General features: G+C 58.4%; 16 protein-coding genes, 1 tRNA gene and 1 other RNA gene. 9 read left to right on the top strand and 9 right to left on the bottom strand.

From position 1 onward, the window contains the following. Window positions 1–77 precede the first annotated feature (77 nt). From NW834_RS10305 to rpoD, 3 genes are all read right to left on the bottom strand, one after another. Window positions 78–884, bottom strand: coding sequence for an adenosylcobinamide-GDP ribazoletransferase (locus tag NW834_RS10305; RefSeq protein ID WP_011433784.1), 807 nt, complete (start codon window positions 882–884; stop codon window positions 78–80). After that, window positions 860–1,138, bottom strand: coding sequence for a hypothetical protein (locus tag NW834_RS10300; protein WP_414416938.1), 279 nt, complete (start codon window positions 1,136–1,138; stop codon window positions 860–862). Before NW834_RS10300 ends, NW834_RS10305 begins: the two co-directional genes overlap by 25 nt. Window positions 1,139–1,222: 84 nt before the next feature. Further along, window positions 1,223–2,434, bottom strand: coding sequence for an RNA polymerase sigma factor RpoD (gene rpoD, locus NW834_RS10295; RefSeq protein ID WP_414412881.1), 1,212 nt, complete (start codon window positions 2,432–2,434; stop codon window positions 1,223–1,225). A gap of 634 nt (window positions 2,435–3,068) precedes the next feature. Here rpoD and metH point away from each other — a divergent pair. After that, entirely contained in the window at window positions 3,069–6,743 is a 3,675-nt protein-coding gene (gene metH / locus NW834_RS10290; protein WP_414419775.1) for a methionine synthase, read from the top strand. A gap of 91 nt (window positions 6,744–6,834) precedes the next feature. Here metH and NW834_RS10285 read toward each other — a convergent pair whose 3' ends face one another. After that, entirely contained in the window at window positions 6,835–7,593 is a 759-nt protein-coding gene (locus NW834_RS10285; protein WP_414419774.1) for an ABC transporter permease, read from the bottom strand. Between the two features lie 494 nt (window positions 7,594–8,087). On the opposite strand from NW834_RS10285, the gene NW834_RS10280 reads away from it, so the two are divergent. Next, the gene (locus NW834_RS10280) at window positions 8,088–8,852 is read left to right on the top strand and encodes a TIGR03943 family putative permease subunit (protein WP_414350800.1); all 765 of its coding nucleotides are present in this window, start codon (window positions 8,088–8,090) and stop codon (window positions 8,850–8,852) included. Between the two features lie 22 nt (window positions 8,853–8,874). Here NW834_RS10280 and apcB read toward each other — a convergent pair whose 3' ends face one another. After that, a complete protein-coding gene (gene apcB, locus NW834_RS10275) occupies window positions 8,875–9,378 on the bottom strand; it encodes an allophycocyanin subunit beta (protein ID WP_011433791.1) in 504 nt (167 codons plus the stop codon). Between the two features lie 239 nt (window positions 9,379–9,617). Further along, on the bottom strand, window positions 9,618–10,517 hold the full coding sequence (truB, locus tag NW834_RS10270; protein WP_414419777.1) for a tRNA pseudouridine(55) synthase TruB: 900 nt from the start codon (window positions 10,515–10,517) through the stop codon (window positions 9,618–9,620). Window positions 10,518–10,612: 95 nt separating this feature from the next. On the opposite strand from truB, the gene NW834_RS10265 reads away from it, so the two are divergent. Next, on the top strand, window positions 10,613–11,626 hold the full coding sequence (locus NW834_RS10265) for a DMT family transporter (protein WP_414419773.1): 1,014 nt from the start codon (window positions 10,613–10,615) through the stop codon (window positions 11,624–11,626). Between the two features lie 22 nt (window positions 11,627–11,648). Here NW834_RS10265 and trpS read toward each other — a convergent pair whose 3' ends face one another. Continuing rightward, window positions 11,649–12,644, bottom strand: coding sequence for a tryptophan--tRNA ligase (trpS, locus tag NW834_RS10260; RefSeq protein WP_414331708.1), 996 nt, complete (start codon window positions 12,642–12,644; stop codon window positions 11,649–11,651). Between the two features lie 123 nt (window positions 12,645–12,767). Between trpS and NW834_RS10255 the strand changes: the two genes are divergently transcribed. From NW834_RS10255 to gatC, 3 genes are all read left to right on the top strand, one after another. Further along, window positions 12,768–13,052, top strand: coding sequence for a chlororespiratory reduction protein 7 (locus tag NW834_RS10255; RefSeq protein WP_414375195.1), 285 nt, complete (start codon window positions 12,768–12,770; stop codon window positions 13,050–13,052). Window positions 13,053–13,225: 173 nt separating this feature from the next. Then, window positions 13,226–13,747 carry a photosystem I assembly protein Ycf3 gene (locus NW834_RS10250; RefSeq protein WP_414388507.1) on the top strand — a complete coding sequence of 174 codons (522 nt, stop codon included), beginning with the start codon at window positions 13,226–13,228 and terminating at the stop codon, window positions 13,745–13,747. Between the two features lie 116 nt (window positions 13,748–13,863). Beyond that, window positions 13,864–14,157, top strand: coding sequence for an Asp-tRNA(Asn)/Glu-tRNA(Gln) amidotransferase subunit GatC (gene gatC, locus NW834_RS10245; protein WP_414330390.1), 294 nt, complete (start codon window positions 13,864–13,866; stop codon window positions 14,155–14,157). Window positions 14,158–14,159: 2 nt separating this feature from the next. Here the strand turns inward: gatC and NW834_RS10240 are convergent. Then, window positions 14,160–14,231, bottom strand: a tRNA-Lys gene (locus NW834_RS10240). Window positions 14,232–14,331: 100 nt separating this feature from the next. Between NW834_RS10240 and ssrA the strand changes: the two genes are divergently transcribed. Continuing rightward, window positions 14,332–14,733: a transfer-messenger RNA gene (gene ssrA, locus NW834_RS10235) on the top strand. A gap of 80 nt (window positions 14,734–14,813) precedes the next feature. Here the strand turns inward: ssrA and NW834_RS10230 are convergent. Further along, window positions 14,814–15,452 (bottom strand): Crp/Fnr family transcriptional regulator, encoded by a 639-nt coding sequence (locus NW834_RS10230; protein WP_011433798.1) that lies wholly within the window; start codon window positions 15,450–15,452, stop codon window positions 14,814–14,816. Between the two features lie 304 nt (window positions 15,453–15,756). On the opposite strand from NW834_RS10230, the gene atpC reads away from it, so the two are divergent. Both atpC and NW834_RS10220 read left to right on the top strand, forming a co-directional pair. Beyond that, a complete protein-coding gene (gene atpC, locus NW834_RS10225) occupies window positions 15,757–16,170 on the top strand; it encodes an ATP synthase F1 subunit epsilon (protein WP_011433800.1) in 414 nt (137 codons plus the stop codon). A gap of 240 nt (window positions 16,171–16,410) precedes the next feature. Beyond that, the coding region (locus tag NW834_RS10220) for a helix-turn-helix domain-containing protein (RefSeq protein WP_414426299.1) at window positions 16,411–16,601 on the top strand (191 nt) is incomplete at its 3' end.

Raw genomic sequence — 16,601 nt, 5'->3', positions numbered from 1 at the left:
TTTGGAAACAAACAGAATGCTATCGCTGCATAGTTGAACAGTGATGTTCAGCAGTGTTCAGCGTAAATGTATCAGATTCATGATGGCCCAATAAGGGATCCCCACAGCAATGCTATCGCTTCTGACCATTCCACCGTAGCTCCGTAGGTATCGCCCGTGTGTCCTCCCAACTGGCGGTAGATCCAGTAGCCCACGGCCCAAGCCCCCAGGGCGGATCCCAGCGTCCAGAGCAGCAAAGGGGGCCAAGCCAAGATCCCAGCCCAGCCCAACCCCCCGGTGATGGCCAGCACAAGCAGAGTGCCCGGCCACAGGGATCCCGGCAGGGAAGTGGAGTCTTTGAGGAAGCGGGCGGATCCCTGCTCTCGCAGATAGGGGTACAGGGCAATGGCGAGCAACTGGCCCCAACGCCCCCAGGCGGGCACCAGCAGCAAGAGGGGCCAAGCTCGAACGCTGCTCAGGGCAGCAAATTTCAGCAGCAGCAGCAGCACCAAGGCCAGTACCCCATAGGCCCCGGTGTGGCTATCGCTCATCACCTGCAGACGGCGACGGGATCCCTGCAAGTCAGATTTTTGCCCATCCTCAGTTGACCGTTCCGGATCCCCTTTGTAAGGATTCTTGTGGACATTGATCGCCAAGCCATCGGCAGTATCGGCCACCCCGTCCAGGTGCAGCCCACCGGTCAAGAGAACCCACAGGGCCAAGAGCAAAGCGGCCCGCACCGGATTGGGGAAAATCTGCAGCAGGATCCCAGCCAAGGAGAGGATCCCGCCCAGCAACACACCTACCCCTGGCAGCCAGGCGGCAATGCCCTCAAACGGCAAGTCTCCGACCCACCCCAGAGGCAGGGCCGTGTAGAAAGTCAAGGCTGCCCAGAAGCGCCGCAATCGCTCAGTCCTTGAGTCTGTGTAAAGGGATCCGCCAATCCAGCCCTCTGGGAGAGAAAATAGGAATCCTTGCGAACGGTGCGCCCCACCACAATGGTGAGCTTGGCAATGGTGAGCTTGGCCACCAAAGCTCCGATGGCGCCCACCGCGGCCAACACCAGAAAGAGGGCTGCTTTTTCAGAAAGACTGGGATCCGCGGAGTCTGGTTCGAGTTCATGCTGAAGATCCTCCATCGCGCGGGTTGGCAGTTCCAACTCAGTCTGTCCTAGGGGGCCGGGAACTCTCTTGGATCCCTTGCCCCGGCTCTCCCTGAGAGCTAGAAGGAATGGGCCCCAGAGTCACCGGATGTATTCCTTCAACACGCTGTTGCGGTTGGGGTGGCGCAGCTTGCGCAGAGCCTTAGCCTCGATCTGCCGGATTCGCTCACGGGTGACATTAAAGATCTGGCCGATTTCCTCCAGAGTTTTCATGCGGCCATCATCCAAGCCGTAGCGCAACTTCAACACATCCCGTTCGCGGGCGGTGAGGGTTTCCAAAACGCTTTCCAGATCTTCTCTGAGCAAGACTTTGGCCACCCGATCCTCCGGCGTCTCCCCATCCGACTCGATAAAGTCTCCCAGCCGAGAATCCTCTTCCTTGCCGATGGGGGTTTCCAAAGAGATGGGAAGCTGGGCCGACTTGGCGATAAAGCGCAACTTCTCGATGGTGATCTCCATGCGGGTGGCGATCTCCTCTTCGGTGGGCTTGCGGCCCAATTCCTGGGAAAGCAACTTGGTCACCTTTTTGATGCGGGAGATCGTCTCGTAGAGGTGGACGGGCAGGCGAATGGTGCGGGATTGGTCGGCAATGGCACGGGTGATGGCCTGTCGAATCCACCAGGTGGCGTAGGTGGAGAACTTGTAGCCCTTCTCGTGGTCGAATTTCTCGGCTGCCCGAATCAGGCCCAGGGATCCCTCCTGAATCAAATCCTGAAAAGACAGGCCCCGGTTCATGTACTTTTTGGCGATGGACACCACCAAACGCAGATTAGACTGCACCATCTTTTCTTTGGCCCGCCGCCCCCGATGCAACCGCCGCCGAAATTCCGGCAAGGACATCTTGACCTCCTCTGCCCAGAGGGTGTCCGGCACCTCTTCTGGGTCTGACCAGAGGCCCATACGCCGAAAAACGGCCTCGCGAGCGCGCTCTAGCTCCAGCAGATCGGCAATTTTTCGGGCCAGCTCGATTTCTTCATCGGCCCGCAGCAGCCGGATACGCCCAATTTCTTGCAAATAGACCCGGATAGAGTCATCGGTGTAGGGCTTTTTCTTACTGGCCGCCTTGCGCTTTGAGCGACCTTTGGCACCGGCGGCGGCAGTCTCTCCATCCTCCTCTGCTGCCTCTTCGTCGTCGTCATCCTCATCAAAAGCATCAGTGTCACCGGTATCCAGTTCGCTCTCGAGGGTATCTGTCTCCGTGTCCAACTCCAGGGCGCCAGAAGGTGGATTTTCCAGATCCGGTTCGAGAAGAGCTGTTTTACCCGATTTCACCAATTCCTTTGCTTGAGCCATGCTGAGTTCCTCGTGATCCTAATCACAGACAACTAAAGGTGACTAAGGGAGCTTAGACGCCAAAGGGAGAGGAGCAAGTTGCAGCTCTGCTGCATCCCACAACGCCAGAGTGAGGGAGCCGATATCCGCAAGCCAAAGCCTGACTTGCCCTAGGCCAGCCTGCCCGCTTCTGAATAACCGATTGCTCGGGTCAATCTGGAAGCAGATATCGCTCATGGAGCTCAACTGAACTGGCGCAAGACTCGTCTTGATGGACGGGGCCTCTCGAGGTGGCGAAAGGTGGATCTTTCTCTTCGTCGATCCTGCGACGGAGTGCGAGGCACTTTACCAAGGGGACGGAACATTCAGCACCTCAACCACTCCAACCTGCGAGGAGAAGATCGCTCTACAGCAGGCGGCAAGTGACCCTGGGAGGAACACTTGCGAGCAACTGTAGCCGTTCACACCAAAACGTCTTCCCTAAATTAGCCCGACCTGGGGGAAACAGCAACGGGGCAGGCAAAGAAAATGTTAAATTCACCTCAACAATGGCCAAGATGGGATCCCTGGCCCCTCGGCCTAGTCCGAGCAAATGGCTCGATGCTAACTTAAATCAGACTCTAGGTCGATGACACCCTGCCTGACTTTGACTTCTATGACCCATCCCTTCCTGCAGCATCTCCAGGAACGTGTGATTGTCTTTGATGGGGCGATGGGATCCTCCCTCCAGGCCCAGAACCTGACCGCAGCGGATTTTGGTGGGCCGGAACTGGAGGGCTGCAATGAGATGCTGGTGCTGACCAAGCCGGAGGCGGTGGAGCGGGTACACCGCGGCTTTCTGGAAGTGGGGGCCGACGTTGTTGAGACCAATACCTTTGGGGCTACCTCCATCGTTTTGGCCGAATATGGGATCCCGGAAAAAGCCTACGAGCTGAACGTGGCGGCGGCGCGACTGGCCAAGCGGGTAGCAGCCGAGTTTGCGACGCCGGAAAAGCCCCGTTTTGTGGCCGGCTCCATTGGCCCCACCACCAAGCTGCCCACCCTGGGGCACATCAGCTTTGATGAGATGCGGGCTGCCTACGAGGAGCAGGTGCAGGGGCTAGTTGACGGTGGGGCGGATCTGCTGATCATCGAGACCTGCCAGGACATTTTGCAGACCAAGGCGGCCCTGGTGGCCGTGCAGCAGGAGTTTGCCCGACGCGGGATCCGCCTGCCGGTGGTGGTGTCCCTGACCTTTGAGGTGCAGGGGACAATGCTGGTGGGCACGGAGATCGGGGCGGCCCTGGCCATCCTGGAGCCCTATCCCATCGATGTGCTGGGCCTCAACTGTGCCACTGGCCCAGACAAGATGGTCGAACACATCCGCTATCTGTCCCGCCATTCTCCTTTCCCCATCTCCTGCATCCCCAACGCCGGCCTGCCGGAAAACATCGGCGGCAAAGCCCACTACAAGCTCACCCCGGAGCAGTTGCGCTTCCACCTGGAGCATTTTGTGCGGGATCTGGGGGTAGCGGTGGTGGGAGGGTGTTGCGGCACCCGTCCCGAGCACATTGCCGCCTTGGTGGAAGCTGTGCAGGGGCTGCGGCCTAAACGCCGCTCCGTCGAGCGCATTCCCGCTGCTGCCTCGATCTACACGCCCCAGCCCTACCTGCAGGAGAACTCTTTTTTGATCATCGGCGAGCGGCTGAATGCCAGCGGCTCCAAAAAGATGCGGGAGCTGCTCAACGCCGAAGACTGGGATGGCCTGGTGGCCCTGGCCCGCGAGCAGGTGCGGGAGGGAGCCCACATCCTGGACGTGAATGTGGACTATGTGGGCCGGGATGGGGTGCGGGATATGCGGGAGCTGGTGTCCCGGCTGGTTACCCAAATCCAAATCCCCCTGATGCTGGATTCTACCGATTGGCAAAAGATGGAAGCGGGCCTCAAGGTGGCGGGGGGCAAGTGCCTGCTCAACTCCACCAACTACGAGGATGGGGAAGAACGTTTCCTAAAGGTGCTGGAGCTGGCCAAAACCTACGGCGCCGGGGTGGTCATCGGCACCATCGACGAAGAGGGCATGGCCCGCACCGCCGACAAGAAGTTCCAGATTGCCGAGCGGGCCTATCGCCAGGCGGTTGAGTACGGGATCCCGCCCTACGAGATTTTCTTTGACCCTTTGGCCTTGCCCATTTCCACCGGCATCGAGGAAGACCGTAGCAACGGGGCAGCCACCCTGGAGGCCATCCGCCGTATCCGCCAGGCTTTCCCGGAGACCCACATTCTCTTGGGCATTTCCAACATCTCCTTTGGGCTCTCGCCGGCAGCCCGCGTGGTGTTGAACTCGGTGTTTTTGCACGAGTGCCGCGAGGCCGGCCTGGATGCCGCTATCGTCAGCGCCGCCAAGATCCTGCCCCTGAACAAGATCCCCGAAGAGCAGCAGCAGGTGTGTCGGGATCTGATCTGGGATCGGCGGCAGTTTAACGCCGTTCGCGTTAGCGGGACGGAGTCCTCGGGCATTTGCACCTACGATCCTCTGGCGCGGCTGACGGAGCTGTTTGCGGGCGTTTCCAGCCAAGAGCTGCGGGCAGCCAGATCCCTGGCCACGCTGCCTCTGGAGGAGCGGCTGCGGCGGCACATCATCGACGGCGAGCGGATTGGCCTGGAAGAAACCTTGGCGGAGGCACTGCAGAAATATCCTCCCCTGGAGATCATCAACACCTTTTTGCTGGATGGCATGAAAGAGGTGGGGGAGCTGTTCGGTGCCGGCAAGATGCAACTGCCCTTTGTGCTGCAGTCGGCAGAAACCATGAAAGCGGCGGTGAAATACCTGGAGCCCTTCATGGAAAAGGTGGGAGGGGAAGTGTGCAAAGGCACTCTTTTGATTGCCACCGTCAAGGGGGATGTCCACGATATTGGCAAAAACTTGGTGGACATCATCCTCACCAACAACGGCTACAGGGTAATTAACTTGGGCATCAAGCAGCCGGTGGAAAACATCATCGAAGCCTATGAAAAGAGCAAGGCCGACTGCATTGCCATGAGCGGCCTGTTGGTAAAATCCACCGCCTTTATGAAGGAGAACTTGGAGGTGTTTAACGAGCGGGGCATCACGGTTCCCGTCATTTTGGGAGGGGCTGCCCTCACCCGCCGCTTTGTGGAAGAAGACTGCCGCAAGACCTACAAAGGCCAGGTGATCTATGGCCGCGACGCCTTCGTCGATCTCCACTTTATGGATCGGCTGATGCAGGCCAAAGCTGCCGGACGCTGGGACGACCGGCTGGGTTTTCTGGATGACTTGGAGCAGGGATCCCCCTCTGCCAATGGCCAGAAAGAGGCTTCTTGGGTTCCAGAGGAAACGGATCCCAGCCTGCCCCCTGCGGAGACCACCGTGGGAGCTGCTCCCGCCCTCACCCTCTCCGAGTCCCAAGACACCCGCCGCTCTGAAGCCGTTGCCCTGGAGACCGAGCGACCCATCCCGCCTTTCTGGGGATCCAAACTTCTCGCCTCGGATCAGATCCCCTGGCCAGAGGTCTTCTTCTACATCGACAAGCAGGCCCTGGTAGCCGGCCAGTGGCAGATTCGCAAGCCCCGCGACCAGTCGGCAGAGGAGTTTGCCGAGTTTATCGCCACCCAGGTGGAGCCGGTGATCGAGCGCTGGAAAGAGCGGATCCTGGCAGAAGATCTGCTGCACCCCCAGATTGTCTACGGCTATTTCCCGGCCCAGGCGGAAGGAAATACTCTAATCCTGTTCGACCCGGCCAGCTTCCCGGAGCTGTTTGCCCTGGAGCCCGACTCCACCACCTACTTCCAACTGCCGACGGTCGAGCGGCCCCAGCTTTCTCCCCAGGTGCGGGAGCTGGCCCGCTTCACCTTCCCCCGCCAAAAGAGCGGCCACCGCTACTGTATCGCCGACTTCTTTGCCGATCGCTCCACTGGCCTAGTAGATGTCTTCCCCATGCAGGCGGTTACGGTGGGCCCAGAGGCCACCGCCTATGCCCAGCGCCTCTTTGCCGAAGGCCAGTACACCGACTACCTGTATTTCCACGGCCTGACCGTGACCCTGGCGGAAGCCCTGGCGGAATGGTGCCATGCCCGCATCCGGCGGGAGCTGGGGTTCGGCCACGAAGATAGCCCCGACATCCGCAAGATCCTGCACCAGGGCTATCGGGGATCCCGCTACAGCTTCGGCTATCCCGCCTGCCCCAACATCGCCGACCAACGGGTTCTGCTGCAGGTGCTCCAGGCCGAGCGCATTGGCCTCACCATGGACGAAAGCGATCAATTGGATCCGGAACAGTCCACCACCGCCATCGTTGCTTACCATCCGGCAGCCCGCTACTTCAACACTTAGGCTTAGGCCCTCATCTCCAACCTCTCTCAGGGGGAGAGGGGGAACTGTCGAGAACGGCTAGCGGGATCCCAGGCGGGAGCGGCTGTTCGCGTCAGCGGTGCGGAGCACTCCGCAGGGGGAAGCCCACGACCAAGATCAAGGTAACCAGAATGATCAAGGTGGAGAGGGCATTGATTTCCGGGGTAACTCCTCGTCGCGCCGTGCTGTAGATCAAAATTGGCAAGGTCAGGCTCTCCGGCCCACTGGTAAAAAAGGAGATGACAAAATCATCTATCGAAAGGGTAAAAGCCAGCAAAGCGGCAGCTTGGATCCCTGGCATGACCAAGGGCAAGGTGACATAGCGTAGCTTTTGCCAGGTGTTTGCATAGAGGTCATAGGCTGCTTCTTCCAGGGCGGGATCCAAAAGTTGGAGACGGCTGCGCACCACAATAGCCACAAAAGCAATCTGAAACGTAATGTGGGCCAAGATCATCGTCCCCAAGCCCAGCTCAAAGAGGCCCGTGTAAAAGCGCACAAACTGGTAGAACAGCAGCAGCGCGATGGCCATCACAATATCGGGGACGATCACCGGCAACAGCATCAGCCCCTGCAGGATCTTTTTACCGGGGAAGCGATAGCGATACAGCCCATAGCCCAGCAGGGATCCCAGCAGCGTGCTGACCAGGGTGCTGACCACGGCCAAGACGAGGGTGTTCTGCGTCGCCTGCCAGATCGAGGCATTCCGAAAGAGAGCCAAGTACCAATCGAAGGTAAAGCCCGTCCATACCAGCCCAAAGCGGGCGCGGTTAAAGGAATAGACCGCAATAAGCAGAATTGGCAGGTAGAGAAAACCATAGATGGCGTAGCTCACGCCCCGCAGCCAGCTAGGTATCCTTGCCAACATTCGCGTGTGCTATCTCAGTTGCGTCTATCCCACTGTAGAGCAGACCGCCAAAATTGCAGCAACTCCCTAGGCTTTATACACCCGCCTACAACCCTGTCCATCACGCTAAAGTCCGTTATCAATGGGATATCAATGTGAGGTTATCTGTGGCTGGATTTGTTGAATTGATGATGGGATCCCTGAAGCTGTAAAGACGGCAATCAAAGAACGTGAGCCAAACGAAATGTTTTGCTGTTCGCGTTAGGGGGACGGAGTCCTTGCCTTATTCGGGCAACCCGATACCTGTGACTGGGAAATTGGCAGCACAGGCATTCCCCAACGCCGGCAGTGGGCACTTCCGCGAGGATTGCTAAACTTAGGCTCGGAGTGGTGTGAAAAAGCTGCAACCCATGCCCAAAAGCAGTTCTGGTCGTCTTCGAGAAAAACAAAATCCAGAGGAACCGCACGCGAAAACCAAGGGTATGTCTCGGCCTGTCGGTCGCGTCAGCGGGACGGAGTCCAAACCGTTGCGGTGGGGCAATACAGCCTACTGGGAGGCGGTTGGGTTGATGTTGCTAGGGATCCTGCTGATCGTCTATCGCTGGCGGGGCACCCTGCTGATGTTGATCAATCCCGGCTATGTGAATGTGGCGTTGTTGGCCGGGCTATGTCTGTTGGGCTTGGGGATTGGCCGTTGGCGAGGAGCCAAAGTTGCCTCTTCTGAAGTCCATGCCTCACTATTGGGGCCGCGGCTGGGCGCAGGACTGTTGATCCTGACAGCACTGCTGGGGTTTTGGGTCGAGCCACGCCCGCTCTCCAGCCAAACTGCCCTCAACCGAGGGGTATCTCCCTATCTGGGAGCATCTCGTAGCCAGCCGCAGGCTTTTCGCCCCAAGCTCGACCCGCGTCAGCGTACTCTGCTGGACTGGGTGCGCACCTTGGATGTTTACCCGGATCCCTACACCTATGAGAACCAGCCGGTGCGGGTGCAGGGGTTCGTCATTCCCGACGAGCGACCCGACCACTTTGTTATTGCCCGGTTTTTGGTTAGCTGCTGTGCTGCCGATGCTTACCCTGTGGGCTTGCCGGTGCGCTGGCCAGAGGCAGAGCAGTTAACTGCCGACAGTTGGCTGCGTCTGGAGGGGCGCATGGCCGTGGAGCAGCGGGATGGCCAATCTCAGTTGGTAATCGCTGCCGAGCAGGTGGAGCCGATACCGGTGCCGCCAAACCCCTATGCCGACGAATAAGAGCAGGCGCTTAGATATCGGTTTAGATATCGGTTTCGCTCAGCTTAGCGCTCAGGTAATCGAAGGGCTCGGCCACAAAGCTGTAGTCTTCGCCAGAGCCAAGCAGCTCCAGGGTGCGGGTTTTCATGTTTTGAATGCCAATCACCGTCGGGGCGATGGGCACACCGAGGGAGTTGTAGGTCTCCCGTAAGCCGGCCAAGACTCGCTCATCCAAAATGCTGTTGTCGGCAGCCACCAGCGCGTAGGAAGCGTAGCGCAAGAAGTAGTCCATATCCCGCAAACAGGTGGCATAGCGGCGGGTGGTGTAGGCGTTGCCTCCCGGACGAATGAGATCTGGCACCTGGGCGAACATGGCCGCAGCAGCCGTTTTGACGATATCCACTGAGTTGAGATTGATCACGTTCACGGCCTTGATGCGCCGCAGCCCCGAGTCATAAAAAGCCTTGAGCGCATCCATTGCCTCCCGATCCAAGTAGCGGCCCGTCAGGTCGTAGGTTTTGATCAGCGTGGTTACAGCATCCCGCATATCCCCAGCTCCATTCTTGTGACTTTATTTTGTAAAGTAGCTTGAGATGAAAAAATGAGAAGAGATTTTGCCAGACAACATCCAAAGGTCAGCCCTGGAGAATTGAACCAGAGCCCGGCAACGGCGACGCTTCAGGCTCCCCTTCGCCCTCAGAAGTTTAGCATGCGGGGGTTTCTTTCCCACTTCCCTCTGAGACAATGGCCAATGTTGTTACAAAAATGTAACCTTTCTGCAACACTCTAGGGATCCGGCGGCAACACCCGCAGCGGCTTGAGCTGGCCTGCCTGACCGTACCCCAAGCCCAAAAACTTGCCCTCCTCATCCAGCACCCGCAAAGTAGGGGCACCGATAATGGGCCGGTCGAGGGGAATGGCCTGACCTTGCAGCCACTGCTTCGCTTTGGCGGAAGAGAGTTCTACTGCCTCCCAATCGGCAAATCCCCACTCAATGGGCAACAGGGCGGCAGCGGGATCCGCGGATCCCTGCCATTTCTCCAGGGGCAGGCTTTCTGCGATGCGAAAGGGGCCACTTTGCAGCCGTCGCAGCCGGCTCATCAGCCCTCCACAGCCCAATTTTTCCCCCACATCGCGGGCAAGGGCACGAATGTAGGTGCCGGGGCCACAGGCAATTTCTAGATCCACTTCCGGAAAGTCTCCGGCTCGCCAGCCCAGGATGCGCAGTTGCCGAATGACCACCCGTCGGGGTTCCAACTGGAGTTCCGCAGCCTCCACGCCGGCCCGGGCCAACTGGTAGAGCTTTTTCCCCTGGCGCTTAAGGGCGCTGTAGAGGGGCGGCACCTGCCAGATCTCGCCGGTAAACTCCCGCAAGCACTGCTCTACCTGCTCGCGACTCAACCCAGGACAAGGGGATCCCACCCGGATCTGCCCTTCGGCATCGTCGGTGTCGCTGCGCTGTCCCAATCGGAAGGTTGCTTGATACACCTTATCCCCCGACAAAAACGACAAAAAGCGTGTTGCCCGTCCCACCGCAATCGGCAAAACCCCCGTTGCCGCCGGATCCAAGGTGCCCCCATGCCCCACCTTGCGGGTGCGCAAGACCTGCCGCACCGCCGCCACACAGTCGTGGGAGGTGAGCCCCGCCGGCTTGTCCAGGTTGAGAAAGCCCTCCAGGGATCCCATGCCAGGCATAACATGCATCAACAGTTAAGATTTGTAACTGAGCTGCCCCAGCGCTTAACATGGGGTTAACTTCCGTCTCCAAGTTTGAAGCACCTATGGCTCAGTCTGACCTGTTCTTTCAGCCTATCTGGCAACGCCTCCTGATGATTGCCCCCTTTTTCCTGTGGGGCTCGGCGATGGTGGTGATGCGAGATGCCCTCTCCGAGACCACCCCCCTCTTCATTGCCATTCTGCGGTTGCTGCCGGCAGGGATCCTGGTTCTTGCCTTTCGGCTCTGGCAGGGGCGGGGTTCTGCGTCTCACGCCTGGCATCCCAGAGGGCTGCGCGGCTGGCTATGGGTGTTGGCGTTTGCGCTGGTGGATGGCACATGTTTTCAGGGATTTTTGGCCCAAGGGCTGAAAGAGACAGGGGCGGGCCTGGGATCCGTGCTCATTGACTCGCAGCCGCTGGCGGTGGCTCTGATGGCCACCTGGTTTTACCGCGAGCGGATGGGATCCCTAGGCTGGCTGAGCCTGGGGCTGGGAGTTTTCGGCATTGGCCTCATCGGCCTATCCGGCGAGGGATCCCTGCAGTTGGGGGCCGGCGTCGTTTGGATGTTGATGGCCTCCCTGTCGATGGCCATCGGCACCGTGATGATGCCCAAGGTGGCGGAGGTGGCGGATCCGGTGCTGGCGACGGGCTGGCACATGGTGTTGGGCAGCCTGCCCTTGATCCTGCTGTCGGGACTGACGGAGACTCAGCAATGGCAACACCTGAGCGGAACCCACTGGCTGGGCCTTCTCTACGCTTCGGTGATGGGGAGCGCCTTGGCCTATGCCCTCTTCTTCTATTTCGCCTCCCAGGAAAACCTCACCGAGTTCAGCTCCCTGACCTTCCTCACCCCCATCTTTGCCCTGCTGTTTGGCAGCACCTTTCTGGGGGAATCGCTGACGCGGCTGCAATGGCTGGGAGTGGGCATCACTCTGGTCTGTGTGTACTTGATTAACCACCGGCAAGAATGGCAGGAGCGCCTGCGCCTGGGCTGGAAAGGGATCCTCTCAGAGCTGGGTTTAGACTGGCTGGTGAGCGCCTTCAGCACCGTCGAGATCCGCGATGGCAACCCCGACTGATCAAAGCTTGGGCAGGGATCCCTCAGGGGGGTAAGAACCCCATGGCCTCTCTCACCCTTTGTAGCGTTTGCTCGGCGATGGCCCGGGCCTTAGCGGCATTCTCCCGAATCAGAACGAGCAGGTGGTCGGGGTTGCTCCACAGTTCCCGGTAGCGCTGCTGAATGGGCTCCAGGGCAGCGATGATGCTGTCGGCAAGGAGGGGCTTGAACTGCCCCCACCCCATCTCGGCACACTCAGCCGCCACCACCTCCTTGCTTTTGCCGGAGGTGAGCATGTAAATCGTCAACAAATTGTGGGCTTCGGGACGAGCCGGATCGTCAAAAGTAATGCCCCGAATGGGGTCGGTCTTGCATTTTTGGATCTTCTTGCGGATGGTATCCGGGTCATCCAGCAGATGGATACGGCTGAAATCCGAGGGATCCGACTTGGACATCTTCCGCGTACCATCGGTCAAGCTCATTACCCGCGCCCCCTCCGGACGAATCAGGGCCTCTGGGATCAGAAACACCTCTCCAAAACGGTCATTGAAGCGGCGGGCAATATCCCGACACAGCTCAATATGCTGCCGCTGATCCTCCCCCACTGGCACATACTTGGGTTGGTAGAGCAAAATATCCGCCGCCTGCAAAATCGGGTAGCTGAACAAGCCAACGCTGGTCTCCTCTCCCTGTTTTTCTTTCTTCTCCTTGTATTGGATCATGCGCTCCGCCCAGTTCATGGGGGTGATGGTGTTGAACAGCCAGGCCAGCTCCGTATGGGCAGGCACATGGGACTGGACGAATAGCACGCAATGCTCCAGGCTGAGACCGCAGGCCAAATAAAGGGCAAACAGCGAACGGGTTCGCTCCCTCAGCAGCTTAGGATCCTGAGGAACGGTGATGGCGTGTTGATCGACGATGCAAAAAAAGTTCTCGTAGTGCTCCTGCTCGGCCACCCAGTTTTTAATTGCCCCCAAGTAGTTGCCCAAATGCAGTTCGCCAGAGGGCTGAATGCCAGAAAGGGTGCGCGGCTTGGCCATAGGGAAAGCAGATCTCAAACGCCAACAAGACGGAGGACAAGAGCAAGGAAAGTCTTTTTCAGGATATCAAGAGAGGCGCAACCTGTTGGTTCATGATGGAAGGAAGATGCCCAACCGCACACCATGTCAGACTCTGAACCCGAACTGTTGCGTGCTGCCAACCACTATGTGCTGCTGATACCGGGCTTGCCGGAGCAATTTCTCAGCCCTGAGGAATTGCAGGAGTTTCTCGTGCGGCTGTTGCAGGAGCATCCCCACCTGGTGGATGCAGATCTGGCCCGCTATCCCACCCCTCAAGCGCAGGCACAGCGGCTGATCGACACCGCCTGTGAGATCGAAGTTTCCCCCGGCGAAACCGTGCAGTGGCATCCTGTGCGCCTGAGCAAGCGCTCCTCGACACGGTCTTAACAGGCTCGGAAGTTCCTTGGCCAAGCCGTTCGCAGCCTCGTTGCAGCAGCGTTGCAGTTCCCCTGCCGTAGCCTGAGACAGAGCCCTCATGGAGTTGTGTTTCGGATCCCGCCTTGGGCGTGATACAACGCAAGAAAGAAATCCTGAGTTCTAAGTTCTAAAAGAGGTCAGCCATGCCGCGCAGCATGAAGAACGACAACTTCATCGACAAAACCTTTACCGTCATGGCCGATCTGATCCTGAAGCTGCTGCCAGGGGTGAGTTCTGAGCAAAAGAAAGCCTTTGCCTACTACCGGGATGGCATGGCCGCTCAGAGCGAAGGAGAATATGCCGAGGCCCTAGAAAACTACAGAGAAGCCCTTGCCCTGGAGCAAGGGGAAGAAGACCGCAGCTACATCCTCTACAACATGGGCCTGATCTACCAGAGCAACGGCGAACTGGACAAGGCTCTGGAGTACTATCACCAAGCTCTGGAGTTGAACCCAAGACTTTGCTCTGCTCTGAACAACATTGCCGTGCTGCTGCACCACAAGGGCGAGCTGAGCCTGCAAGCCGGGGATGAGGAAACAGCAGAGTCCCTGTTCGACGAGGCTGCCCAGTACTGGATTCGGGCCATTCGCATTGCGCCCAACAACTACATCGAGGCCCAAAACTGGCTGAAAACCACCGGGCGCGCCAACCTGGAAGTGTACTGAGCCTTCCTGCAGAAGGACTCCGTCCCGCTAACGCGAACGGTTGCGCTCAACTACCCTAGACTAAGTTAAGTCGATAACCTGAAGTTAAGTCGATAACCTGCGAGCCGGAGGAGAGGATGCTGCAACGGGAAGAAGTCCAACATGTTGCTCACTTGGCTCGTTTGGAGCTAACCGAAGAGGAGGAGATCCAGTTCACAGAGCAGCTAACAGACATCTTGGCCTATGTGGAGCAACTGAAGGAGCTGGACACGGAGGGGGTAGAGCCCACCTTTCATGTCCTGGACATGGAACTGCCCACTCGCCCCGATGAAGTTGAGCCCTACCCCGATATCGAAGGGATCCTGGCCAACGCCCCTGACCGGGCAGACATGTTCTTCAAGGTGCCTCGCATTTTGGAAGAAGAAGACTGACATGGGTCGGCAGGGATTCGAACCCTGGGCCAATCGGTTAAAAGCCGAGTGCTCTACCGCTGAGCTACCGACCCAAGTTTGCAGCTTCGTCATATTAGCAAAGCTTCTGTCACATTCGCAAAGGTTCTGGCCGTATCCCCAAAAATCTTGCTATGCTGGACTCAAGTCAACCCTGGGGCTGTAACGGTTTCGACGGGGTGGCGAACATGGGTTCATGAGGCAGGTCGGGATTGAGCTTATCCCGTTACCACCAGGCTCAAAACAGTACGTGCGAACAACGTCGTACCCTTTGCTCGTAAAGCGGCTGCTTTGGCTGCCTAAGGCTCAGTAACCGAAAACTTACTCTGAGCTCGAGGATCTGCTCACGACCCCGTTAAGTGGGCGGATCACAACCCCAACGGGTGCAGCTCTCTACTCCGGCTCCGTCGAGGGAGAGACCAAGATCAGGCGGAGAACTCCCATCGCCGGGATCCAAACGGCGATCCCCGCCTCGAGGGTCAAAGAGGCTAAACCTGTGAATGAGTGATCCCTCAGTACCCATCTCGGACACGGGTTCGACTCCCGTCAGCTCCATCTCCCAGCAGTTAACTACGAGCCAAAAACTGCCAGCTTTCAGCCATGCCCTAGGAGCAGATCCTGCTCAGTTTCTAAAGGTTTTACGGAGCGTGGGCGAGTTTGATGACAAGGTGCCGGTTTTTGTCCACCGCAACCCAGCCCTGCTGGCGAAAGCGGTTTAGGAGACGGGTAATGGTGACCCGGGTAGTGCCGATGGCATTGGCCAAGTCCTGGTGGGTAAGGCGCACTTGCAGGCGCACCCCTGTTGCAACCGGGGATCCCAGCTCCACAGCCAAAAGGGAGAGCAACTGGCGCAGCCGATCCTCTACCCGCCGCCGTCCGGCCAAGGCGAGCAATGCTTCGGTTTGGCGCAGCCGACGCACCACCTGCTTGAGCAGCCCTTGACTCAGGATCTCTGAGGCTTCCACCTCTGCTGCCGGCAGCCGCAGCACATCAACTGCCGTCAAAGCCTTAGCTTGGTAGGGATCCAGCATCGTCAGAGGGGATCCCAGGGGCATGGAGGGGCCGGCAAACCCCAACAACGCCTCACCGCCATTGGGATAGAGGGTGGTCAACTGTACCACGCCCCGACAGACGATCACCCATTCCTCAGGAAACAGAGGGATAACCTGGCCAGGAGTGTAGGGAGATAAACTGCGGCTTCGGTAGAGGTCTTCTAGCAGCTGGCGCTCCCGTGTGGACAGGCCGGCAGCAAAATGGCTAGGCATCGCTTCAGGCATAGGCTGGCTCCGCTAGGGAAACTGGGCGCACCGGTCGTTGGGCTCCCTTCTACAAACCAACAGCAATGGTCTGGCCGTCAATGCTGAGGTGGGGGCGAGAGATAAGTGTTCCCGACAACACCTTAGCGCTTGCCTTCCAGCCTGAGGTAAAGGCAAAGTTATGCACAGGTTAAGTGTGGCTGCCTCGAGAGAAGAGACAAAAGGAGAACCCGGCAAAGCTGCAGGGATCCTAATCCGCTAGGATCGAAACCAGGGTGCTCCGCACCGCCGACGCGAAAGTGTTCAAGCCCTCAGGAGATCTGTCGTGACGCTGATGGTTCGTGTGATTACCCCCGACCGCACGGTTTGGGATGCCCCCAGCGAGGAAGTGATCCTCCCTGCCACTTCGGGCCAATTGGGCATTCTCACCGGGCACGCCCCCCTCTTGACCGCCATCGGCAATGGCGTTATGCGGGTCAAAGCCGATGGAAAGTGGTTGGCCATTGCGGTCATGGGCGGATTTGCAGAAGTCGAAAATAACGAGGTAACCGTCCTGGTCAACCGAGCAGAGCGGGGTGAAAAAGTGGATAAGGCAGCGGCTCAGGCCCTCTTGGACGAAGCAAGCAAAGTTTTGAATACCAGCAGCGACAAGCAAGAGCGCTTGCAAGCCAAGTTGGATCAACAGCGAGCCAGGGCCTTGATCCAAGCTGCCGAGATGGGCAGCAAGACTGGAAGCTGACCCTGTCCCGGCGCGGGATCTGCAGATGGAGCTCAAGCTGCAGGAGAGATGGAGGGGCTGAGGCGCAGCCAGGGGGCCATTTTCGATCTTTGGGGATTGGCTTTGTTAGCTAGACCGGCGGGAAGCCCCGCCTTCTGTTAGTGACTAGTGACTAGTGGCTGGTCACTATCCACTCACCACTATCCAGGGTAAGGGTCGGGATAAAAGGCGAGGACACGATGCTTCGTCCTTACTGGTGCTATGACCGGCGTAGCAGGATTTTATACCCTCATCATGAGAACTGCTTACCAGTATCGCTTACGCCCTACTTCTAGCCAAGTTGCTCTGATGGACCAATGGCTAGACTTGTTACGCAAGCAGTACAACTACCGCTTGGCAGAGCGCTTTGCGTGGTGGGAACACAATCGCTGTGACATCAATGCTTGTCCCTT

Origin of the sequence: Synechococcus sp. R60.1 (assembly GCF_047461835.1) — a bacterium.
Taxonomy (GTDB): Bacteria; Cyanobacteriota; Cyanobacteriia; order Thermostichales; family Thermostichaceae; genus Thermostichus.
The sequence above is the reverse complement of the archived record's forward strand: the minus strand, read 5'-3'. Positions and strand labels throughout refer to the sequence as shown.

What these genes read in the sequence shown, in the direction of transcription:
- truB (WP_414419777.1), bottom strand. Translation starts at nt 10,517, where the DNA reads ATGGGATCCCTGGAGGGCTTTCTCAACCTGGACAAGCCGGCGGGGCTC.
- NW834_RS10280 (WP_414350800.1), top strand. Translation starts at nt 8,088, where the DNA reads ATGTCTCGGCCTGTCGGTCGCGTCAGCGGGACGGAGTCCAAACCGTTG.
- gatC (WP_414330390.1), top strand. Translation starts at nt 13,864, where the DNA reads ATGCTGCAACGGGAAGAAGTCCAACATGTTGCTCACTTGGCTCGTTTG.
- NW834_RS10250 (WP_414388507.1), top strand. Translation starts at nt 13,226, where the DNA reads ATGCCGCGCAGCATGAAGAACGACAACTTCATCGACAAAACCTTTACC.
- NW834_RS10255 (WP_414375195.1), top strand. Translation starts at nt 12,768, where the DNA reads ATGTCAGACTCTGAACCCGAACTGTTGCGTGCTGCCAACCACTATGTG.
- NW834_RS10265 (WP_414419773.1), top strand. Translation starts at nt 10,613, where the DNA reads ATGGCTCAGTCTGACCTGTTCTTTCAGCCTATCTGGCAACGCCTCCTG.
- metH (WP_414419775.1), top strand. Translation starts at nt 3,069, where the DNA reads ATGACCCATCCCTTCCTGCAGCATCTCCAGGAACGTGTGATTGTCTTT.
- rpoD (WP_414412881.1), bottom strand. Translation starts at nt 2,434, where the DNA reads ATGGCTCAAGCAAAGGAATTGGTGAAATCGGGTAAAACAGCTCTTCTC.
- trpS (WP_414331708.1), bottom strand. Translation starts at nt 12,644, where the DNA reads ATGGCCAAGCCGCGCACCCTTTCTGGCATTCAGCCCTCTGGCGAACTG.
- apcB (WP_011433791.1), bottom strand. Translation starts at nt 9,378, where the DNA reads ATGCGGGATGCTGTAACCACGCTGATCAAAACCTACGACCTGACGGGC.
- NW834_RS10230 (WP_011433798.1), bottom strand. Translation starts at nt 15,452, where the DNA reads ATGCCTGAAGCGATGCCTAGCCATTTTGCTGCCGGCCTGTCCACACGG.